Consider the following 20,976-nt stretch of genomic DNA (forward strand, 5'->3'; position numbering starts at 1 on the left):
CGCCTCTGACACTGTGGGTATCACCGGTGAGCAACCTCGCCGGTGTCGCCCGGCACATCCTCGACGTTGCCCGGGCGGACATCCCCGGCTGGAGGTTGCACGTCGCGGCCCCGGAAGGCCCGCTGCTGGATGAGTTGCGCGCTTTGGGTGTGGCAACCACACCGATTCCGTTCGACTCCTCGTTCGGCAAGTCTGTGCGGGTTTTGCGGGCGCTGGTGTCGCGGCTCAAGCCTCAGATCGTGCACTCCCACCTGGCGAAGGCAGACTTCGCTGTGGCGCTGGTCTGTGTGGGCCTTCCGCCGAAACTGGTCTCCACGGAGCACGGCATTGCCGCTGATCCCCTGCTGTACAACACCAAACCGATCATCGCCTGGGCCAAGCAGCGAGCGCACCGCTTGCGGTGCCGACGGTTTGCCCACATCATCGCAGTGAGCCAATCAACTGCCGAGCAGATCCAACACCACTGGTCTCCGAAGACACCGGTCACCGTCGTCCTCAACGGAGTGGACCGCCCCGAGCACACGCCGGCCCGCCGCCCAGGCAAGCGCTACCTGTCGTTGTCGAGGCTCTCACATGAGAAGAACATCGCTGCGATCGTCACCGCGTTCGCTCGGCTGGATGCGGAGGCGACCCTCACGGTCGCGGGCGATGGCCCAGACCGCGAGGCAATCTCGGCGCAGGTGCGGGAGCTCGGCTTGGAGGATCGGGTCTCGCTCCCCGGGAATCTGGAGGCACAGCAGGCACTGGCCGAGCATGACGTGCTCGTGCAGTTGTCGAAGTGGGAAAACGCGTCCTACTCCCTGCTGGATGCCACCGTCAACGGCCTTGGTGTCGTGGCCACTCCCGTCGGCGGCAACCCGGAGATCCTTCCGCCGCGCTGCCTCGTCGTCGCGGAGAAGGTTGACGCCGTCGCGCAATGCATGCGTGAGCAGGCGGAGCTGAATGCCCGGCCGGTGCTGCGCGAAAGCTGGCCCACCGTCGCGGAAATGACCCAGCAGATCGCGCGCGTGTACATGGAGGTGTCTCGATGAAGCTGGCATTTGCAAGCAACCACGGCGAGTTCGGCGGCGGTGAGGTGATGATGTTCGCGATGGCTGAGATCGCCCGCGACCTTGGGCATGATGTGACCGTCGTCGCCCCCTCCACGCCCAACGACGTCGTGCGGCGGTCTATCGAGCGTGGTTTCCACACGGTCGAGATCCACGCAAAGAGCACGGCGGAATACCTGTGGCGGCTACGTCAGTGGGATAGGCGTCGGGAAGGTCTTCTTTGGTGCAACGGCTTGCGCCCGGCACTCGCGACGGCAGGTCACGGCGAACGCGTCGTCCATCTGCATATTGTGCCCAAAGGCAAGCTCGTACCCGCCGCCCGCGCCGCCGTGGTGGGGGCCAGACGGGTGGTGGTGCCCTCGGAGTTCATGGCAAAGGCAGTGGGCCTCGGCAGCCAGGTGCTCGAGAATTGGAGCGCCGGTGTTAGCCATCCTGCCCGAACGAAGGCAGACGAGGACGCCCACAGGGTTGGCTTCATCGGCCGAACCTCCATCGACAAGGGCATCGACACGCTCGCTGCAGCGGTGGCGCGCCTCAACCATCAGGGCGGGCACTACCGGCTGGTGATCGCCGGCGAAGCACGATTCGTCGATGAGGAGCAGCGGCAGGCGGTCGAGCGTGCGCTGGCCCCCGTCGCGTCGGTCACCGAACGGCTCGGTTGGGTGACGCCTGAGGAGTTCTACGCGCTGACCGACGTCGTCGTCGTGCCCTCCACCGTTGACGAGCCCTTCGGCCTGGTTGTGACCGAGGCGATGTCCGCCGAGGTGCCACTGGTGGTGACCGATGCTGGGGCAATCCCGGAGATCGTCGGCCCCAAGTATCCTTGGATGGCCCGTAAGGGTGATGCCGCCGATCTGGCTCGGGTGATCCGCCTGGCGGCCACGCAACCCGCTCCCGGCATCCTGCGGGAGAACCACCGCCGCTGGCAGGAACGCTACTCACCCGCCGCCGGGCGCGAACGCTTCGGCGCGCTGCTCACAGAGCTGGAAGGAGCCGGACGATGACCCTCGCGTCCATCGTGATTCCCAGCCGCGGCGGCGCCAAGCGCCTGCCCGTCCTGCTGTCTGCGCTCGCGGCCCAAGATGACCGCGATTGGGAGGCCATCGTCGTCATCGACGGCGACATTGACGACTCGGCATCGGTCGTTGCCCGCTACGCGCACCTGCCCGTTCGATCCATCGTGTTCCCGGACAACCGTGGCCGTGTGGCAGCGCTCAATGCCGGCTTCGCTGAGGCCGGGGGCGACGTCCTCATCCGGTGTGATGACGACCTCGTGCCCGCGCCTGATTACGTGCGGCAACACAAGGCGGCAGCCACGGCTCACGGAAGCGCCATCGGGCTGTGCCTCAACGAGTTGCCGGATACTCCCTACGCCCGCGCCTATGGGGCAGAGGCTGACAAGCTGTTTCAGGCCGCCGCCTACCGCACTCCATCGGATTCCGCGTGGCGGTATTGGGGCGGCAACGTCTCCGTCACGAGGGAGATATGGCAGCGCGTTGGGCTCTACGACACTGACTATCGCAGCTATGGCTGGGAGGACGTCGATTACGGTTACCGTGTGTTTGCCGACGGAAACCCCGTGACGATCGTCCGCGAGCTTGCCACCCCACACCGTCTGGCCGCGGTGACAACACGCTTGCGGGTTCTGCGCGCCTTCCACTCGGGTGCCGCCCGCAGGACCTTCGAGGGCAAGCATCCTGAAGCTAGGCTGTCCCCGGCAGAGCCCTCCCCTTCCTCGATGTGGAACAAACTCGTTCTGGCAATCGGCAAGCATTCGACGCGACGAGGGCTGGCCCTCGCAGCTCGCGTCGTCGACGTGCTGGCGCGCGTCCTTCCCAGGCCGATCTCGCGCAAACTCATCGCTCTCCTGGTGGAGGGCGCCGGGGTGGCGGGATACCGTCGCCCCTCCGACACGACCACGGACTTTTGATTATGCCCAGACCAAAGGTGGCCATCGCCCACGACTACCTCACCCAGCGCGGAGGTGCCGAACGCGTCGTGTTGGCAATGCTGCGAGCATTCCCCGACGCCGATTTGTACACCACCGTCTACAACCCGGAGACGACGTTTCCCGAGTTCAAGGAGCGTCGCATCTTCACCACCGGGCTCGACAGGCTGCGCCTGCTACGCCGCGACCACCGATTTGGGCTGCCGCTCTACCAACGCGGTATCGATGCCTCCCCCGTTATCGACGCCGACGTGCTCCTCGTCTCTACGACGGGGTTTGCCCACGGATTCCGCACGACGGGCCGCAAGCTCGTCTACTGCCACTCCCCTGCTCGCTTCCTGTACCTCGTCGACGATTATCTGGGAGATGGCCGTCGTCTGAGCCCCATCGGGCTTGGCCTCGCTGCGTTGCGTCCCTCCCTCATCCGGTGGGATCAGCGGGCGGCCCGCAGCGCCGACCGCTACCTCGCCAATTCCACCGTCGTGCGGGAGCGCATCAAGGATGTGTACGGCATCGACGCAACTGTGGTGCCTGCGCCACCGGCGGTGAGCAATCACACCGCCCCCACACCGCTGGCAGCCTTGGCCGACTGGGCCGATGGGTTCCACCTCGTCGTGTCCCGGCTCATGCCGTACAAGAATGTGGACAAGGTGATCGCCGCATTCCGCGCCATGCCTGATGAGCGGCTGGTTATCGTGGGCAAGGGCCCGCTGCGCGACGAACTCCAGCGCAACCTGCCGGGGAATGTGCGCATGTTCGAAGGCATTTCTGACGGCGAACTCGCCTGGTGCTACGCCAACGCACGGGCACTCATCGCGCCGAGCTTCGAGGATTACGGCCTCACTCCTCTCGAGGCTGGTGCCTTCGGCACACCGACGCTGGCCCTCCACGCCGGCGGCTACCTCGACACCGTGGCCGAAGGTCTGAGCGGAGTGTTCTTCCCAGCCCCGACAGCCGAGGCGATCGCGACCGCGGTGCGTGAAAGCTCGGGGGCAAACTGGGATCACGATGCGATCCGTGGCCACGCCGAGTGCTTCGCTGAGCCACACTTCCGCAGAAGGCTTGAGGAGCACGTTGGGGAGCTGGGTGGCTTCGCTTAAGATGATCTCGATTAACCGTGTCTCGTTTTCTCAAGCCGTGTCGGAAGGGCTGGGCCAGTTTTGAACTCCGAAATCCGTGGGGGGTCAGATCGATTTGATGATCCGCTCAGCTTTTTTATTGCATCCCTGGCTGTTTTCCTAACAGCAAGAGATTACTTTGTTTGGTTTGACTTCTCGATTTCTGGCCTGCCAACCAACACGTTGGCTGCTGTGGGGCTTGTCGCAATAGCAAGCTTCCGAAAACCTAAATGGCGCCTGCGGCTCCCGTTCATCTCGGCAACAGCCGTGGCGCTCTTTTTGTGGTTAGTGTTCACCACTGTTGTTATTCATGGCGACTGGAATATCCGCCGAATGGGCAACATCCTCGTTCTGCTTCTCATTGGAGGAGCAATCGCATCTGGTCGACTTGGATTGAAATCCCTCACTGTGGGCGGCATCTTGGGATATCTGCTTGCCCTAGTAACGAGCGTCATCCTCATGGATGAGAGTTCGTATACTGGTCGTTTGACGGGGGTATTGGGCGACCCAAACGCGGCTGGGTTCATCTTGGTTACGCTCGGCTTGAGCTTCGCCCAAGGGCTCGAGTCGAGGCTACGCCCGTGGCGATGGGCACTCTTTGCCGTTGCTGTATTCGGAGTGTGGCTTACTCAATCTCGAACCACCATGTTTGCGCTCGCCATCGCAACGTTGTGGATTTTGGTTAGCAGGTTTCTTCCTCGCTGGCCAGCGGCTCTCGCCTTGGCCTCCACTGTTTGGTTTTATGCCTGGATCTACGGGGTCATGGAGGAGCGCGGTTGGTTTGCAGACCGCGACGGCTCCGACGCCCTGCGCGAACGCTTGATATTAGCCGAACAGCTCCAAGTCCAACAGGCTGGATGGACAGGCAACGGGCTTGGTACTGCAGTTGCAAAGCTCGACAACATTACCCTGTTCTTTCACAATAGTTACCTAGCAATGCAGGCTGAGGGCGGGAAAATTGCGTTGTATTTGCTGTACGCCTTTATTGTGGCACTCTTCCTGACCATCCACCGGGTGCCTTCCAAATCCCGGCCCGTTTGGGTCGAAGCCGGAGTGATTGCTGGGTTTATCTGCTCCATCAACATCGGATTTTCTATTACGCATCCAGCCTTGGCGGTAGCGATTGGTTTGTATCTATACCATTACTGCAAGTTCAGAGAGGAGTCCCAACGCGATCAGCTCCCCTCCGCCTACCGTAAGCCTGAGCTTAAGGCAGCACCTCAGCCACGTTGAGCTCTCTGTGAGTTTCCTCAGGGTTCTGTGATTTCAGTTCAGATGGGTTAGGGTTGTGCCCGACAAGGAGAAGAGAGGGAACTACCGATGCATCGGTTGTCAGGCGCAGTGCAGCATTTTGCGTGGGGGAACCGCACCGAGATTCCGCGCCTGCTCGGCATCGAACCCGACGGTCAGCCTTGGGCCGAGTACTGGCTCGGTGCCCATCATGCTGGCCCCACGCACTTCCCTGACAACCCGAGCGAGACGCTCGCCTCGCACCTTGAGCGCTACCCCGAGAACATCGGCAAGGCCTCCATCGAGGCCTACGGCACCAAACTCCCCTACCTGATGAAGATCCTCTCGGCTGCGGGCCCGCTGAGCCTTCAGGTGCACCCCACTCGCGAGCAGGCGCTCGCCGGTTACGCGCAGGAATCCCTCGCCGGCCTGCCGCTCAGCCACCCCGAACGCTCCTACAAGGATGATTGGCCCAAGCCCGAAATCATCATTGCGCTCACCCCGTTCGAGGGCCTCGTCGGTTTCCGCGACCCGTTTGAATCCGCCACGCTGTTCGAGGCACTGGGCGCTGGTGAAGAGCTAGCCGCCATCATCGAACCACTGCGCGAACACACCGAGCAGGATGCGCTACAGAAGGTGTTCCTGGACGCCCTCACCCTCCGCGAGCACCGAGACCTAGTGAACTTGGTGCTCTCCCGCGCGGCAGAACTCCTCGACGCGCCCGGCGCTGTTGGGGAATTCGCCCGCACCGCCATCGAGATCAACGAGCACTTCCCCGGCGACCCAGGCATCCTCGCGGCTCTACTCATGAACCGCGTCACGCTCGCCCCCGGCGAAGCCGTAGCGCTCGAGGCCGGCGTCCTGCACGCCTACCTGCGCGGCACCGGCATCGAGGTGATGGCCTCGTCCGACAACGTCCTTCGCGGCGGGCTCACCACCAAGCACATCGACGTCGACGGGCTCCAAGGCTTGGTCAGCTTTCGCACCCTCCATCCGCAAGTCCAACTCCCTGATGGTTCGGAGGGCCTCTTCCGCTACCCGACGACGTTCCCCGAATTCGAGGTGTGGCTGCTCACCCCCACCAGCGACGCCTGCCTCATCATGCCCCGCGAGGATGCAGGACGCATCGCGCTCGTCACCGAAGGCGAGTTCGTCCTTGATGGGGATCAGCGCCTCACGCTCAGCTGTGGCGAGGCCGTGTTCATCCCCGCTGGAGAACACGTCGCAGCCTCCGGAACCGGCCAGCTCTTCGTCTCGGCGTCAGGCATCTGAGCCCATTCGGTCCAACGCCCAGGCAGATCACTCAGCGGCACGAACACCCTCACCTGCGCACTTCATTCCTTTTATGCGCCGCAAACTGGGGAAACTCGAAGAGCAAACCAGTGAAGCGGTAACCCCACAAGAATAGAGCAGGGACCGCGAAGCCCACGGTAATTTGAATCAGCAGGAAGGGCCAAGGAGCACTCTCGGCCACTTCCTGAAATGCCAACGCCGACAGCGCCTGCGCTGGAAAGTGAACGCAGTAAAGCACTATCGACTTCTGACCGAGCCACTCGAGCGCTGGCATCCGTGGTGCCCTAGACCACAACCAGATGACCGTGAAGACGCCCGCCCAAGGCAATAGCCACGTCCAAACCTGTCGTTGATCGACCATCGGAATCCCCCAGCCAAAGGCATGGGAACAGGCGATCACAACTCCCACGAGGCCGGCCACCCCAACGATCCAAACAGGCATGGTAAGGATCGAGGTCAAATGGCGACGAACTGCCACACCCAGCATGAACATGGCACCGAAGAACAGTACACGCCGGATCCAGTTCGTCGATGGGTCAGCCACCATGAGCACCCCCAGCATGCCCAACACCATGACCCACGCTGGTATCCAGCGCGTGAACCACGCAATCGGGTAGCAGCAAAGCAGAACTGCCAAGAACCACATGTGGTACGGGCCGACGATCCAAGTCTGCGGTCGGGTAGCGCTCGAGAGCTCTCCCAGGCAAGCCAGCGTCACCAATGTCCACACGACATACGGCCAAAGAACCCTACGTAATTTCCCTGAAGCAAAGGAGCTGAGCGGCTTGTGTACCGAATTCGCAAGCAGCATTCCAGACATCGCCAACAGCATCGGCATGCGAAACGCTGCGAATAAGGAGACGAAGGCGTCCCAGCTTGGCAGGGACAGGTCGCCTCCAACCTGGAGTACACGAGGGATGCCAGCGGCGTGGTGAAGGACCACCAGACTAACGGCCAGCCCACGCAATGAGTCCATCCAATGCATTCTGCGTTGAGTGCCCAGGGCCCAGCACCTTTCTCTCGTCGCCCACAGCTTAGCGTTACATCGCGCTGCCGCGTCGCACGTCGGGAACACCGCACTCGCCTTCGGGACGGCTTGGTGCGTCGCACAGGAATTGCAGACGACAACGTGATAGATCCGGGCTAATATGGCGCAGAGCGACACTCATTGCCACGGCACAGTAGAGACGAGGGGCCTTGCAAGACTGGACATCACACATCACTGGTCTCCGTGCCGTGTCGCTCTCGGCAGTCCTCCTCACCGCTCCAACTGCGGAGTTGGTGCTGTGCACCGGCCCCGACGATGAGCCTGGTGCCCTGTCATGACGCAGCCGCCTAGCATCAGCGCCATCATCCCGCACTACGGTGACAGCGAACCCACGCAAGCGTTGATCGCCCAGCTTGAAGCTCAACTCGGCGCCCCAGACATCGAGATCATCGTCAGCGACGACTGTTCCCCCTCCCCGTTCCCAGAAGGCTCCGGGTATCAACTCATCCGCAGGGAACGCAACGGCGGCTTCGGCTCGAACGTCAACTCTGCTGCGGCCGCTGCGACAGGCGACTACCTCCTGGTCCTCAACAGCGACCTCTCCTTATCGCCGAACTTCGTTTCCGAGCTCGCGCAGGCAGCGACGAAGTTCCCGAACACGGTCATCAGCCCGAAGGTCATCGAGCACGGTGCCGCCAACTACACCGCCCGCCGCTGGCCGAAGGCCCGCCATCATGCCTGGGAATGGCTCACACCACTGGCCCGGATCAGGCACACCAAGCTGTGGCATCGGTTCGTCGGACATGACCTCAGGGCGCACGCTTCCAGCAGCGCCGTCCAGGTGGATTGGGTCATGGGTGCCTGCATGTTGATCCCCCGCGACGCGTTCGAGCGCGTCGGCGGCATGGATGAGCGCTTCTTCATGAACAGCGAAGAGGTGGACCTCCAACGTCGCCTGAGCGAGGTTGGGGTTCCGTCGATGTACGTCCCCGAGATCTCGGTGGAGCACGCAGCGGGCGGGTCTACGCCGTCGGATCGTCGTCGGGGTTGGGTAACAGACTCCCGCTTCCAATACGCGCAGAAGTGGGGAGGCGTGCGAGGGTTGCGCGCGCTGTTACTCATCGCCACCGACATCAATTTCCTCTGGAACCTCACCCGACAGGCCAGGCGAGTCCAGGGTGTGAACGCGCGACGCACCCGTCGGCACGAACGCCAGCTCATCGCGCATGCGTGGGCCATGCGCCATGGTAAAGAGGGGTACCAACCATGAGCCTTCCGCACGTCATGCTCGTCGCACCCGCCTTCCACGGGTACGCCCAGTCGATTGCGCGTGGCTTTGAGCTGTCCGGGCACGAGGTGACGCTGCACGAGTACGACCGGCTGGATGGCTTCCGGGCGAAACTGCAGCACAAGGCGCGCGTCGAGCTGCCAACCAAGCTCGGCCTCAAGCACGAAGCCGGGGTGCGCGCCGGGGCCAGCACTGCCGAAGCAATCCGAGCAGCACGCCCAGATGTCGTCATCATCATTCGAGGCGACCACGTGGACGACGTGGTTTTCGATGCCATCGACGAGGTAGGCGCTCGGCGTATTCTCTGGATCTGGGATGAGGTTCGACGCACCAACCACACCGAGGCCACGCTGAACCGCTTTCCGCAGCTCATCACCTACTCGCCATTGGATGCCCAAGCGTTTGCGGCTGCCGGGCGCGAGTGCCTCCATGTGGCCAATGCGTTCGACCACACCATGGTTCCCGCTCGGCGCCAGCAGTCCAACGACATCCTCTTCGTCGGGGCGCGGTATCCGCGTCGGCAGCAGTTCGTCGAAGCACTCGTTCGTGCTGAGGTGCCCGTGATGGCGGTGGGTCGCTCGTGGAGCAAGCACCTTTTCGACCGCGCGAGGACGTGGCAGTGGCGACGCCCTAACGTGCGCTCCATGCGGGATGTGCCGCGCTTGCAGGGCTACGAGTTGACGGCGGGAGCCCCGGCGGCGTTGAACGTTCATTTCGATCAGGACGGCTTCACGATGAAAACCTTCGAGGCCCCGGGCGTGGGTGGCGTGCAACTCATCGACCGTCCCGACGTGGCGGAGTACTACGAGCCGGGCAAGGAAGTATTGGTGTTCGACAGCGAGGAGGAACTCGTCGAGCTCGCCCGACGGTGCATCCGCGACGACCGCTGGGGAGACGCCATCAGAGACGCGGGCCAGCGCCGCACGCTCGCCGAACACACGTTCGTGCACCGGGCGAAGGAGGTGGCGAAGCTGTGGGGTTGAAATTCACCGATCACGGCTCGTGGGCTGCGTGGCAGGCGTCTCGTCGACGGCTCCACGTGCTGAAGGACAAGCTCACCGGCAAAGGCGGATCAGGCTCCCCGGTAGCCTTCGAGTTCCTGCTGCGGGGCTCGGAACCGAAGCTGCTCGTCGCCTGCGATTCTAACTCCCCAACTAACCATCACTCGCTGCTCACCCCGCTCGGCGATGCCCTGGATGCCGTGATCGTGAAACCGACGACGGTGAATCTGGAGCTCCCCGCCGACACGTGGCGCACGCTGCCGTCGGCAGAGGCCCTGCCGTCGTCGGTGGAAGCCGTGGCGTCGATCGGTGACCACCTGCCAACAGGGGCCTGGGCCCATCAGCTCGCCCGGAAGCGTGGCTGGCAGCAATGGGTGGTGCAACATGGGCTCCTGACGCCGTTCGCGCCTCCCCCACCGCCCGGTGCCACGGTGTTGACCTGGTCGCCGGCGGATTCTGAATTTCTCCGGGCTGGCCGCCCGGATCTGACGTTCGTGGACGTGGGTTCCCCCATGCTCGCTGCGGCCGCTGCGCACCCGGCGCCGCACATCAGCCGCTTCGAACGCCCGGTATTTCTGGGGCAGCTACACGGTGCGGAGCTGAGCCGCTGGTCGATGACCCGTTCCGTCACGACGTTCTGGCGCATGACCAAGGCCACGTACCGTCCTCATCCGCGGGAAGAGGACAAGCTCTCGCGCGCCCAGCATGCGCTCTGGCGTCGCCTGGGAATGGAGATTGACGCTGACGGCACGCTCGCCGAGCTCGACCGGCCCGTCGTCGCGGCGTTCTCCACCGGCGTGCTGGAAGCCGCCGCCCGGGGCGTACCCTCCTGGGTGTATCACGTGAACCCGCCTGCCTGGCTCGAGGAGTTCTGGGCTCGCTACGGCATGGCCCGCTGGGGGGATGCCCCCACCCACTGGGAGAACGCCTACCCCGCTGCACCCGCCACGCTGATCCGAAGCCAGTGGACAGAAGCCTCCAACACCGGCACGACAACGAAGGACATCTGATGAGCCGCTACGTCGCAGTGATCCCCGCCCGTGGTGGGTCGAAGGGTATTCCGCGCAAGAATCTCCAGCTGCTGGCTGGCAAACCGCTCATCGTGTGGACGATTGAGCAGGCGCTCGCCGTCGAAGGGCTGCACGTGATCGTCTCCACCGAGGATGTCGAGATCGCTGAGGTTTCCCGCGCCGCTGGCGCGGAAGTGGTTGGGCGTCCCGTGGAGCTCGCGCAGGACACTACGCCGACTGAGCCCGTCGTGGAACATGTGATCGACGTGCTCACCGAGCGCGACGAGCGGCCCGACGCGGTGATGCTGCTGCAGGCCACCTCGCCCATCCGGCTGCGTGGCACGCTGACGCGCGCCATCGAGCAGTTTGAGGGCACCGATGTGGACTCGCTGGTGGGCGTCGTGGCGTGCCCCCCGTTCCTCTGGGCCTCGGAAGGTGGGCGTGCGGTGCCCCATTGGGATTTCGAGCACCGGCGTCGCCGTCAGGACATGACGGAGGCGGAGCTTCGGTATCGGGAAACCGGCTCGGTGTACGTGACAGCCACGCGCGTCTACGCGGAGCAGCACAACCGTCTGGGTGGACGGATTGGGCTGTTCATCATGGAGGAGATCGAGGGCATCGACATCGATACGCTCGCCGATTTCGAGCTGGCGGAGCACAAGATGCAGCACCTGCTGCAACCGTGAGTGTCCAGGCGCCCACAGGCCTCCATTGCTAGCCGTGGAGGCGACGATTCACGATCGTTTCAACGCAGACCGAACACCGTTCACCGCGAAACGCACATCCGAGCGATAGCCTGAGCACAGCCACATTGCAGCACCGTGGAAGCACAGGAGCAGGACGCCGATCACCACCAGCTGAGCTAGTGCGGGTAGCGAACCAACGAACATGGAGGACACACCCCAGGCGCCGAGGGCACTCAGGCCCCCAACTGCCACGTGCATACTGGAACTGGTTAACAGCTCCTTGGTGCGCACTCCCGTAACCCGGCCCGCCCAGTACAAGGAGAAGGGCCAGAGGATCGCGTGCGAGATCGCAACCCCTGCGACAATGCCGTAGGCGCCCCAGAGCGTACCGATTCCCACCGAGAAGGCCTTGGTTATCAAGGAAGTCACTGACAGAAGCATGAGCGTCCCCCCACGGCCGCAGCTGGTTAGGATCCACCCAGCAACAGACCCCATGAGCGCAAACACTTCGGAGGCTGCGATCAAACGAACGAACGGCACCGACGCCCCCCAGTCATTGCCGAGCGCGAGCTCCACCAGAGGACCTGCGGCCGCAATCAACCCCCCTGCCACGAACAGGATGGGAACATTCAACATGATCTGGCCTTTTCGAGCCAGGGACGCGAGCGCCTTGTTATCGTCTTGCACGGGCGCCATGGTTGACAGCGCGACGCGCGCGAAGGGATTGGAGAGCATACTCAGCGGGGCTCTCGTGATTTGGGAAGCACGGTTGAATTCCCCTACCACGGCCTTGCCGTGTAGGCGCCCGAGCAGCACCACGTCCAGATTCCGATGAGCATAGGTCAACAAACCATTGAGGAAGTAGGCGACGCCAAATCGCAGCAGCTTCCGAGTGCCGAAGCCGCGCCTGGCGCGGCCTGGAAACCATTTCGCGGCCCACACGACAGCGACCAAGGTACCTACGCCAGTCACCACTTGCGGAACGGTCAGAGCCAACACGCCTCCGCCGCTGAAGGCAAGCAAGAGGGAGAGTGTCATCCCAACCACTGCCGCAGTGGTGTCGATGATCGCCAGGATGCCATAGCGCATCGAACGCATGAGGCTGGCCCGATACTGAGCAGCAAAGCCTGCCAAGAGCAGTGTTGGCGCCATCACATACAGGACGGTATGCACCGCTGGCTCTCGGTAGAACCACGCGGCTAACGGTGCGAGGGCTACGGTGAGCAGCGCCAGCCCTCCCCCCACGCTGGCATTGATCCACCAGAGGTTAGTCCGTACCTGCGTCGGCAGTTCCTTTGCCTGTACCGCGGCGGTGGACAAACCGAGATCTTGGAACAGCGTCGTGATGCCGATGACGGTCATGGCAACGGCGTAAACCCCGAACTCTTCAGGTTGAAGCACGCGGGCGAGAATTACCAGCCCGGCGATTTGCACGAGCATGTGCACCGCAGTGCCCGTCAGCGTGTAGAGGCCAGCCTTCGCTGCTCCCGACTGTGTCACAACTGGTCTCCCCTACCTGTTTCTCGGATTCAGCATAGAGCTGCTGGCAGCGCCCAAGCGAAGTGGGGCATCTGCGTGGCCGTTGCAAACGGAGTAAAGCGACCGAGCCACGCAGAGGAGCTCGGTCGCTACAATCTCCAGCTACCTATCGTGCCAGCGCATCCGGAAACGTTATCAGGCGCCCAAAGGTAACATGCTCGGGCCGCCTAGGCGCACTAGGTTCAGCAATCACACTTGTTGATGGAGTACTTGATGTTGCTCACGGCGATCTGCTGGTAGTTGTGGCGGCTACTCGTATCCAGGCCGGGGGTAATATCCTTGAAGTGCATGGAGAGCTCGGTGATCGGGCCGACGATGCTAATTGCCGCAGAACCCTTCGTCTCGGTGTACATATCCCAGTCATACTTGGAGCCGAGCGTATCAATGACGTGAGGGCTCTCAACGGTGACACTCGATGAGCCGTTGTTGAGCACTCGAAGATGCTCTTGATTAAACACCGTCGCATTGACAACGCCGTTCTTGGCAGTCACAGTGACTGAGTCTTGATGCCGGTCACGGCGCCCGGAGAACTTCGAGTCGATATCATGCAGCAGGAACTCAACGCAGTACGCGGGCTTGGGGAATTTTACGTTTAACAGAGTGCCCTGGGAGGTATTGCCGTGCTGAGCTACCACCGCCAGGTTCTTCACCCAGGGATACTGCCGGAAAATGGCCGGGAACTTGCCCGCATTAAGGATTTCGCCGTCAAGACTGCCCGCGTAGATACTATCCGTGGTGATCTGGGTGCCGGGCAGCGGCACACGGGTGGCCTGAACATGCGCTGCAGAGAAATATCCACCCCATGATTCGGCCTCGTCAATGCAGGCACTCGCCGCGAAGGCGGGAAGTTGGTTGGCTGCCACCACGGCAGGCACCGACCACGCCATTCCTTGGACCACTGTCCGGCGGCGCACCGACTTCTCAAACTCAGTCATCTAAGCAAAACTTTCTATTAGGTCTGAAGATCGCTTCGAACGCTAGCACAACTCTTCAGCCCACTCCAACTTGTGGTTCACTTCTTGAGTACCCGCTCTGGCAAGCTGCTTTGTTGGCTCAGCCCGGCATGATCGCGTGGCTCGTGCGTGCCCCCGACACCAGGGAAATCTGCGGGCCGGTATCCGCACCCGACTGAGCCAGATCCCCTTCAAGCAACCGTGGCGCAATAGCCTCATCGAGTCGGTGGGCAGCGGGCAGAAGAAAGCGACCGAGCCACGTAAGGGGGCTCGGTCGCTACCATCTTCAGTTCACTACTGTTCCAGCAGTGAACTCAGAACCATGTTCGGGTGCCCGAGAGCGACGCGCTCGGACAGCCCTGGAGCGCTAGTTGGCGCCGCAGTCACACCGGTTGATGGAGTACTTGATGTTACTCACAGCCATCTGCTGGTAGTTATGGCGACTGCCACGATTCAGATACGGGCTCACGTTCCGGTACTGAATGGATAGCCCGTTGATGGGGCCAACGATGCTAATTGCCGCCGTGCCATTGGTTGACTTGTACATATCCCATTCATACTGGCTGGAGAGCGACGACAATTCGTGGGGGCTCTCAACGGTGACACTCGAAGAATTGTTGTTCTTGATCCGAATATGCTGGGCATTGAACGCTACCGCGTTGACAGCGCCGCCATCAGCCGTCACCGTGACCGAGTCTTGATACAAGTCTCTGGGGCCGGAGCGCTGGGAGTCAATGTCGTGAAGTAGGAACTCAACACAGTACGCGGGCTGAGGGAAGGTGAGCTTCAAGATGCTGCCGTCGGTGGCATCGCCACTCTGCGAGATGACCGCAAAGCTATTCACCCACGGGTACTGCCGATAGACCTCCGGGAGACGGTCTGTTCTAATGACATCGCCGTCAAGATTGCCCGCGTAGATCGAATCATTGGTGATCTTGGTGCCAGGCAGCGGGATGCGGGTGGATTGGAGATGCGATGCAGTGAAATGCCCACCCCATGATTCGGCGTGATCAATGCAGGCACTCGCCGCGAAGGCGGGAAGGTGGTTGGCTGCCACTACTGCCGGCACCGACCACGCCATTCCCTGAACTACTGTCCGGCGGCGCACCGCCTTGTCAAACTCAGCCATCTGGCAAAGCCCCCTACTATACTAGGCCTGAAGGTCACTTCGTACGCTAGCACAACGCCTCAACGTACTCCAACTTTGTCGTTATTGTTGCATCCTTGCCCCGACAAGCGGCTTCGTTCACCTTTCTCCACCCGCTGTCATCAGTTGCTCGGAGCACAAGCCACCGGGGTGAGCGTGGGGCTGTCTTCACCTATGCGGGCACGTATGGCAGGCGGTTGCCCACGGCGGCTCGCGTCGACACAACCAACACGCCCGACAACACCTAGCCATGGCGGCGGCAGCCGCACCGGCCACCTACTGGCCAGTCTTCGCGTACTTTGCCTCCGTCGCAGCTTTCATAGGCCGCCACCAATCTTCGTTGGCGCGGTACCAATCGATGGTGGCCGCTAGCCCATCCTCAAAGTCTTTGTAGCTCGGCTCCCACCCAAGCTCGGTGCGCAACAGAGTTGCATCAATCGCGTAGCGCAGATCATGGCCGGGGCGGTCATGGACGTGCTCGAACGCGTTCTCGTCCTCACCCATCAGCCGCAAAATCATCTGGATCACAGACTTGTTGTTCATCTCCCCATCCGCACCGATCAGGTACGTCTCGCCAATGCGGCCACGTTCGACGATGGCGAGGACTGCCGAGTTGTGGTCGTCAACGTGAATCCAGTCGCGCACGTTGAGCCCGGCCCCATACAGCTTGGGGTGCACCCCGTCGATGAGGTTCGTGATCTGACGTGGGATGAACTTCTCGACGTGCTGCCTCGGCCCGTAGTTGTTGGAGCAGTTAGAGATGGTGGCCCGCACCCCGAACGAGCGCACCCACGCGCGCACGAGGTGATCGGAGCCGGCCTTCGACGCCGAATACGGGCTCGACGGGCGGTACGGCGTGGTTTCGACGAAGCGCTCCGGGTCGTCGAGTTCCAGATCGCCGTACACCTCGTCGGTGGAGATGTGGTGGTAGCGCACGTCGTGGCGACGCACGGCCTCCAGGAGGTTGAAGGTACCCACCAGGTTGGTGCGGATGAACGGCGACGGGTCTGAAAGCGAGTTGTCGTTGTGAGATTCCGCGGCAAAATGCACGACGACATCCGCCCCGCGCACCACATCCTCGACCACCTCCGGGTCGGCGACATCACCCCGCACCAGCCGCACCCTGCCCTCGGGAAGCCCGGCGAGCGACGCCTCGTTGGCCGCGTAGGTCATGGCGTCGAGCACCACCACCTGATCGTCGGTGTGCTCCATCAGGTAACGCACGTAGTTGCTGCCGATGAAACCGGCCCCACCGGTGACGAGGGTAGTAGACATAAAAGACACTCTTCCGTGTGCTGAGGGACGACGCTGTCAGTCTAGCCGCCCCACTTCGGTGTTCTCCGAACTCGACCGGGCAAGCCTGTGATCGTCACATCACCAGATCATCGTCCGCCGAAGACTTCGCGAAACGAACCGGGTCAGCCGTGCCGAGCCCGCGTGGGAGTGGCCTGCGGCTGCGACACCGAGTACGGCTCCACCGAAACCGGGCTCACTGCACTCTCGGGACGTTGCGAGGTGGCCTTCTTCTTGCCCCGGCGCTTACCGCCACCTTCGTACGAGGTGTAGTAGCTTGCCCCGTACCCGTAGCCCTTACCGTAACCGTACACAACCTCCCCCATCGTCTTCTTGGTGGCGCCATTGAGCACGGCTCCCAGCAGTTTGCCCTGCACTTGCTCGAGGATCTTCGCCGCAACGTGCACCTGCTCTTTGTACGTCTTACCCACGCGAACCACGAGGAGGGCGCCGTCTGAAGCCGCGGTGAGCACGGCGGCGTCGGTGACTGGCAACAGCGGAGGCGCATCGATGATGACAATGTTGTCAATCTCCAGCGTCTGGATGATGTCGGCCATCACCTGAGAGCCTGTGACTTCGCTGGGGTTCGGAGGAATCCGGCCGGCCGTGAGCACCCTCAGGTTGGGCTGAGCTGATTGCTGCAGGGCATCCTCAAGCCTCACGTCGCCCGTGAGCACCTGGGTGAGCCCGAGGTGGCTATCCAAGTGGAAGGCCGCGGCCTGCATGGGGCGCCGAAGGTCGGCGTCGATGAGAACCACCTGGTGCCCTGCCTCGGCAAGCACTCTGGCCAGGTTGGCAGCTACCGTCGACTTGCCCTCGCCCGGGTTAGGGGAGGTGATCACGAAGGAGCGAGGGGGGTCGTCGAGGCTCGTGAACCGGAGGTTCGTCCGCAGCTTCCTGAGCGCTTCGGATGCCATGCCGGTTTCCGCCTGCAGCGCTTCATTGTTACGCTGCTTCTTCAGTTCGCCAGTTTGAGGAATGACACCGAGCACGCTGGTCTTGGCGTACTCCTCCACTTCCTTCGAAGTGCGAACGCGCGCATCCAGCGTACGGCGCAAGACGGCAACGAGTGCGCCGACGAGCAAACCCAGCCCGGCACCAAGCAGCAACCCACGTTGCCAATTGGGAGAGACAGGCGTGGTGGGCAGATTGGCCGGTTCGAAGTTCACGAGCGCCACGCTTGGCTGACCATCCTGCGGGAGGCCATCCAAGCTGCCAACCTCATTGGCCTTCGCAGCGGAGGGCTGGATGGTCTCCATGCGATGGATCACGTTCGCGATGGCCTGCAGCGCCGCGTTGGCCCTCGCCTGCGCCTCCGCTGGGTTCCTGCCGGGGGAGCGCACCTCGAGGATGTTCGAGCCGGCGACGATCTCGGCCGAGATTTTAGCTGGCGTCACGCCTGGCGAGCGCTCCTGCAGCACCTTCGCCATCTCATCCGCCACGGCTTTGGTTTCAATGAGCGGCATGTACTGCTGCACTCGCTGGGCAGCGAACGTGGTGGTCGCCTGAGCGTCGTAGGCGCTTCCCCCGGAGGGCACCGCAGCGATGAGATACCCGGTGGCACGAGCCTCATACACCACGGGCTGCAGAAAGAGCCATCCTGCTGCCCCAGCGACACCCATCGCGCCTGCTACCAGAATCAGCAACCACTGTTTGCGCAGCAAGCGAACGACGTCAATCACCGTCATCGAAACACACTCCCTAACTTGGCCTCTTGCAGAGTCTAAGGTCAGACCTGCGCCTGTTGGAAATGCAAGCCCCTCCTCAGGCTTGTTTTGGCGTGCTCAGACACCAATTGACACCCCCATTGGGCGGCGCATTACACTGGGCCGCGTTAGTTGAGAAGAGCAGTGGGTGCTCAGAAGAGGTCGCCGCAGCGTATGGCTCGAGTTCGCAGACGTAAAAAGCTGTTCGTACCCGCACTGTGGCTGGCACTCGTAGATCTGGCTCTGCTCGTCATCGTGACGTTTACAGCCATCTACCTGCGCCAGGCCGTGCCCGGGTTCAGGAACGAAGGTCGCGACGTCGACCAACTCGTCGCGCCCATTGCAGCCGGCCTCATTCCTGCGTGGCTGGCTCTGTTTGCCTTGGCTGGCACTTACGAGCGCCGATGGCTCGGCTCAGGGCCACAGGAGTTCAAGCGGGTACTCAACATGTCGCTCCTAGTGGCGGCGCTGCTCGGGGTGACCGCGTACCTCTTTGACTACCCACTCTCCCGCGGCTTCTTCATCTTCCTGTTCTCCATCGGCATCCCGCTACTGCTCTTGGGCCGCTGGGTGATGCGCCGGGTACTCCACGTGGCCTTAAGCTCCGGGAAGTTCAACACGCGAGTGCTGGTGGCAGGCGAGCAAAGCCACGTCGACGATCTGCTACGAGTCATCGAGCGCAACCGCTGGCTGGGATACCGCCCTGTAGGGCTCCTCATGCGCAACCATGAGCAAGGCATGGAGGCCCCGGGAGGCTTGCCTGTGCTGGGCACACCACGCGACGCAGTTACCGCCATCGAAGCCTCCCAAGCTGACGCCGTGGTCTTCGCGGAGGGCTCCTTCAGCCGCGCCCACGACTTCAACCGTCTCGCGCGCGCCCTGGAGGACGTGGACGCGCAGACCATCGTCGTGCCGGCCCTCACCGACATCTCCGCTAGCCGCATGACGGTCCGCCCCGTCGCCGGCATCCCGCTGGTGCACGTCGAACGCCCCACCGCCGCCCGAGCCACCGCTTGGACGAAACGGGTCTTCGACATATTCGGGGCAAGCGTGGCCATCCTTCTGTCTTGGCCCATCATGCTGGCCGTGGCACTGGCCATCAAGCTCGACGACGGCGGCCCCATCTTGTTCCGCCAGGTGCGCGTGGGCACCAAGGGCAAAGAGTTCGAGTGCCTGAAGTTCCGCTCCATGGTGGTCAATGCGGAGGAGCTGAAGGCCGAACTCATGGCGAAGAATGAAGCCGACGGCGCCCTGTTCAAGATGGAAGACGACCCGCGCATCACCCGCGTCGGTGGCTTCATCCGCCGCTACAGCCTCGACGAGTTCCCGCAGTTCTTCAACGTGCTCTTCGGCGACATGAGCCTCGTCGGCCCCCGCCCCGCACTACCCAGCGAAGTGCAGACCTACAAGAGCCACGTGCTGCGTCGCCTCGACGTGCGCCCCGGCATCACCGGACTGTGGCAGGTTTCCGGCCGCTCCGACCTCGACTGGGACGAGACCGTCCGACTCGACCTCTACTACGTCGACAACTGGTCCATGCTGCAAGACATCGCCATTCTCCTGCGCACGGTGCGCGTCGTGCTCCTCGGCTCTGGTGCCTACTGATTCTGCGGTTCGTCACCGGCTTGGGCTTGCTCGCCCTCTGGCGGTAGCGCTGCGGCAACCTCGGCGGCTACGTCCTCGATAAACTCCAGAACGCTACTCGTCCCCACGACGGGGCCTCCGGCCAGGAGATCGTCGGTGCCGAGCAGCACGGCCGCCGGAGTTCCGCCTATCTCGAGCGCGGTGCGCAGCATCCGGTGCGGGTCGAACAGCGCGTGCTCGATGGGGGCGATATCGCCCTTCTCCTCCAGCTCCAGCCCTCGCCCAACCTCCATCGTGTACACCTCGCGCAGCGCCACTGGCCCGAGCTTCTCTCGCATCTGCCCCATCCGTTCGCTGACCGGCTTGCAGGAGCCGCAGCTTGGTGAAGTGAACACCAGCAGCTGCGCCTGCGTTCTCGCCAGCTCCCGCACCGAGTAGGTCACCCCAGTGGCGGTGATGACCGCCGCCGGCGGCGTCGGGTGCCGCACGTAGTCGAGCTCTCCGCCGTCTCGTGCTACCTCCGCAGGCTCGCCCGCGACGGGGCCGGGCATGGGCGTAGGGCGCCCCCCGACGATCAGCGTCGCCACCAGCGCCGCCACGCCTGCACCCAGCACCCAGCCCCACACGCCGGGCCCGCCGGTGACGACGTACCCCAAAGGCATGCGTCCAACCACGACCGCGTAGGCCACACCCACGCCCGCAACGAGGGTGAGCAGCACGTTGCGGGCGAGCGTGCGACGGGTCACCTCGCCCATGCCGAGCCGCCCGAAGCAATTGCAATCCACGGGGTAGCCGAAGGTGAGGGCCCGCCCAATGACGACGGTGTAGGCGAGCATCAGCGCTAGTGCCGCCACCGCGACGATCACCCCCGCCACCCCGGGCAGCACGAGCAGCGCCACTGCCAACGCCAGCTCTGCCCAGGGCAGCGCGAGCCGGAAGAACGGGCGACCCAGCCAGCGCGGCAGGCGCAGCGCGCTGAACGCGCTCGCGACATCCTCCGGTTGGCGCACCTTTGCGATTCCGCTCACCGCGAGAACAACGGCAACAATGAGGGGGGCGAGCACGAGTGGAGACATGGGACGCATTCTACTGACGCACTGCCTGGCATGCGCAGTGACAATCCTTATCCCGACGGTATACTCC

General features: G+C 63.1%; 18 protein-coding genes. 11 read left to right on the forward strand and 7 right to left on the reverse strand.

Translation table 11 applies throughout. The features are described 5' to 3' along the window. The first annotated feature begins 26 nt into the window (after positions 1 to 26). The 6 genes from Q0X68_RS01425 to manA all read left to right on the forward strand — a co-directional run bounded on the left by Q0X68_RS01425 (position 27) and on the right by manA (position 6,617). Complete coding sequence (locus Q0X68_RS01425) at positions 27 to 1,031, forward strand: glycosyltransferase (protein WP_297746477.1); 1,005 nt, start codon at positions 27 to 29, stop codon at positions 1,029 to 1,031. Then, positions 1,028 to 2,053 carry a glycosyltransferase family 4 protein gene (locus Q0X68_RS01430; protein WP_297746480.1) on the forward strand — a complete coding sequence of 342 codons (1,026 nt, stop codon included), beginning with the start codon at positions 1,028 to 1,030 and terminating at the stop codon, positions 2,051 to 2,053. Before Q0X68_RS01425 ends, Q0X68_RS01430 begins: the two co-directional genes overlap by 4 nt. Further along, positions 2,050 to 2,979 (forward strand): glycosyltransferase family 2 protein, encoded by a 930-nt coding sequence (locus Q0X68_RS01435; protein WP_297746483.1) that lies wholly within the window; start codon positions 2,050 to 2,052, stop codon positions 2,977 to 2,979. The genes Q0X68_RS01430 and Q0X68_RS01435 overlap by 4 nt, the downstream gene beginning before the upstream one ends. Before the next feature lie 2 nt (positions 2,980 to 2,981). After that, positions 2,982 to 4,097: a glycosyltransferase gene (locus Q0X68_RS01440; RefSeq protein ID WP_297746486.1), complete on the forward strand. Its 1,116-nt coding sequence runs from the start codon at positions 2,982 to 2,984 to the stop codon at positions 4,095 to 4,097. Positions 4,098 to 4,157: 60 nt separating this feature from the next. Further along, on the forward strand, positions 4,158 to 5,348 hold the full coding sequence (locus Q0X68_RS01445) for an O-antigen ligase (protein ID WP_297746489.1): 1,191 nt from the start codon (positions 4,158 to 4,160) through the stop codon (positions 5,346 to 5,348). Between the two features lie 87 nt (positions 5,349 to 5,435). Further along, on the forward strand, positions 5,436 to 6,617 hold the full coding sequence (gene manA, locus Q0X68_RS01450; protein ID WP_297746492.1) for a mannose-6-phosphate isomerase, class I: 1,182 nt from the start codon (positions 5,436 to 5,438) through the stop codon (positions 6,615 to 6,617). A gap of 49 nt (positions 6,618 to 6,666) precedes the next feature. On the opposite strand, the gene Q0X68_RS01455 is transcribed toward manA, so the two are convergent. Continuing rightward, the gene (locus tag Q0X68_RS01455) at positions 6,667 to 7,614 is read right to left on the reverse strand and encodes an acyltransferase (protein WP_297746493.1); all 948 of its coding nucleotides are present in this window, start codon (positions 7,612 to 7,614) and stop codon (positions 6,667 to 6,669) included. 346 nt (positions 7,615 to 7,960) lie between these two features. On the opposite strand from Q0X68_RS01455, the gene Q0X68_RS01460 reads away from it, so the two are divergent. From Q0X68_RS01460 to Q0X68_RS01475, 4 genes are read left to right on the forward strand one after another with little or no spacing between them, the layout of a single operon-like run. Next, entirely contained in the window at positions 7,961 to 8,896 is a 936-nt protein-coding gene (locus Q0X68_RS01460) for a glycosyltransferase family 2 protein (RefSeq protein WP_297746496.1), read from the forward strand. Then, the gene (locus Q0X68_RS01465) at positions 8,893 to 9,897 is read left to right on the forward strand and encodes a glycosyltransferase (protein ID WP_297746498.1); all 1,005 of its coding nucleotides are present in this window, start codon (positions 8,893 to 8,895) and stop codon (positions 9,895 to 9,897) included. Before Q0X68_RS01460 ends, Q0X68_RS01465 begins: the two co-directional genes overlap by 4 nt. Continuing rightward, positions 9,888 to 10,925, forward strand: a complete 1,038-nt coding sequence (locus Q0X68_RS01470; protein WP_297746501.1) for a hypothetical protein — start codon at positions 9,888 to 9,890, stop codon at positions 10,923 to 10,925. The genes Q0X68_RS01465 and Q0X68_RS01470 overlap by 10 nt, the downstream gene beginning before the upstream one ends. Beyond that, complete coding sequence (locus tag Q0X68_RS01475; protein ID WP_297746504.1) at positions 10,925 to 11,611, forward strand: cytidylyltransferase domain-containing protein; 687 nt, start codon at positions 10,925 to 10,927, stop codon at positions 11,609 to 11,611. Before Q0X68_RS01470 ends, Q0X68_RS01475 begins: the two co-directional genes overlap by 1 nt. A gap of 48 nt (positions 11,612 to 11,659) precedes the next feature. Here the strand turns inward: Q0X68_RS01475 and Q0X68_RS01480 are convergent, their stop codons facing one another. The 5 genes from Q0X68_RS01480 to Q0X68_RS01500 form a co-directional block, all read right to left on the reverse strand. After that, positions 11,660 to 13,111 (reverse strand): lipopolysaccharide biosynthesis protein, encoded by a 1,452-nt coding sequence (locus tag Q0X68_RS01480; RefSeq protein ID WP_297746507.1) that lies wholly within the window; start codon positions 13,109 to 13,111, stop codon positions 11,660 to 11,662. Between the two features lie 221 nt (positions 13,112 to 13,332). Continuing rightward, entirely contained in the window at positions 13,333 to 14,085 is a 753-nt protein-coding gene (locus Q0X68_RS01485) for a hypothetical protein (protein WP_297746509.1), read from the reverse strand. A gap of 385 nt (positions 14,086 to 14,470) precedes the next feature. After that, complete coding sequence (locus tag Q0X68_RS01490; RefSeq protein WP_297746512.1) at positions 14,471 to 15,232, reverse strand: hypothetical protein; 762 nt, start codon at positions 15,230 to 15,232, stop codon at positions 14,471 to 14,473. Positions 15,233 to 15,526: 294 nt separating this feature from the next. Further along, positions 15,527 to 16,525, reverse strand: coding sequence for a dTDP-glucose 4,6-dehydratase (gene rfbB, locus Q0X68_RS01495; RefSeq protein WP_297746516.1), 999 nt, complete (start codon positions 16,523 to 16,525; stop codon positions 15,527 to 15,529). Between the two features lie 143 nt (positions 16,526 to 16,668). Then, positions 16,669 to 18,231: a CpsD/CapB family tyrosine-protein kinase gene (locus Q0X68_RS01500; protein ID WP_297746519.1), complete on the reverse strand. Its 1,563-nt coding sequence runs from the start codon at positions 18,229 to 18,231 to the stop codon at positions 16,669 to 16,671. Between the two features lie 192 nt (positions 18,232 to 18,423). On the opposite strand from Q0X68_RS01500, the gene Q0X68_RS01505 reads away from it, so the two are divergent. Continuing rightward, a complete protein-coding gene (locus Q0X68_RS01505) occupies positions 18,424 to 19,854 on the forward strand; it encodes a sugar transferase (protein ID WP_297746522.1) in 1,431 nt (476 codons plus the stop codon). Here the strand turns inward: Q0X68_RS01505 and Q0X68_RS01510 are convergent. Continuing rightward, on the reverse strand, positions 19,848 to 20,909 hold the full coding sequence (locus Q0X68_RS01510; protein WP_297746526.1) for a MauE/DoxX family redox-associated membrane protein: 1,062 nt from the start codon (positions 20,907 to 20,909) through the stop codon (positions 19,848 to 19,850). The two genes, Q0X68_RS01505 and Q0X68_RS01510, sit on opposite strands and share 7 nt — an antisense overlap. Between the last annotated feature and the right edge of the window lie 67 nt (positions 20,910 to 20,976).

The sequence above is a fragment of the uncultured Tessaracoccus sp. genome (assembly GCF_947286155.1).
In the GTDB taxonomy this organism is placed as follows: Bacteria; Actinomycetota; Actinomycetes; order Propionibacteriales; family Propionibacteriaceae; genus Arachnia.

What these genes read in the sequence shown, in the direction of transcription:
- Q0X68_RS01430 (WP_297746480.1), top strand. Translation starts at nt 1,028, where the DNA reads ATGAAGCTGGCATTTGCAAGCAACCACGGCGAGTTCGGCGGCGGTGAG.
- Q0X68_RS01435 (WP_297746483.1), top strand. Translation starts at nt 2,050, where the DNA reads ATGACCCTCGCGTCCATCGTGATTCCCAGCCGCGGCGGCGCCAAGCGC.
- Q0X68_RS01440 (WP_297746486.1), top strand. Translation starts at nt 2,982, where the DNA reads ATGCCCAGACCAAAGGTGGCCATCGCCCACGACTACCTCACCCAGCGC.
- manA (WP_297746492.1), top strand. Translation starts at nt 5,436, where the DNA reads ATGCATCGGTTGTCAGGCGCAGTGCAGCATTTTGCGTGGGGGAACCGC.
- Q0X68_RS01455 (WP_297746493.1), bottom strand. Translation starts at nt 7,614, where the DNA reads ATGGACTCATTGCGTGGGCTGGCCGTTAGTCTGGTGGTCCTTCACCAC.
- Q0X68_RS01460 (WP_297746496.1), top strand. Translation starts at nt 7,961, where the DNA reads ATGACGCAGCCGCCTAGCATCAGCGCCATCATCCCGCACTACGGTGAC.
- Q0X68_RS01465 (WP_297746498.1), top strand. Translation starts at nt 8,893, where the DNA reads ATGAGCCTTCCGCACGTCATGCTCGTCGCACCCGCCTTCCACGGGTAC.
- Q0X68_RS01475 (WP_297746504.1), top strand. Translation starts at nt 10,925, where the DNA reads ATGAGCCGCTACGTCGCAGTGATCCCCGCCCGTGGTGGGTCGAAGGGT.
- Q0X68_RS01485 (WP_297746509.1), bottom strand. Translation starts at nt 14,085, where the DNA reads ATGACTGAGTTTGAGAAGTCGGTGCGCCGCCGGACAGTGGTCCAAGGA.
- Q0X68_RS01490 (WP_297746512.1), bottom strand. Translation starts at nt 15,232, where the DNA reads ATGGCTGAGTTTGACAAGGCGGTGCGCCGCCGGACAGTAGTTCAGGGA.
- rfbB (WP_297746516.1), bottom strand. Translation starts at nt 16,525, where the DNA reads ATGTCTACTACCCTCGTCACCGGTGGGGCCGGTTTCATCGGCAGCAAC.
- Q0X68_RS01500 (WP_297746519.1), bottom strand. Translation starts at nt 18,231, where the DNA reads ATGACGGTGATTGACGTCGTTCGCTTGCTGCGCAAACAGTGGTTGCTG.
- Q0X68_RS01505 (WP_297746522.1), top strand. Translation starts at nt 18,424, where the DNA reads ATGGCTCGAGTTCGCAGACGTAAAAAGCTGTTCGTACCCGCACTGTGG.
- Q0X68_RS01510 (WP_297746526.1), bottom strand. Translation starts at nt 20,909, where the DNA reads ATGTCTCCACTCGTGCTCGCCCCCCTCATTGTTGCCGTTGTTCTCGCG.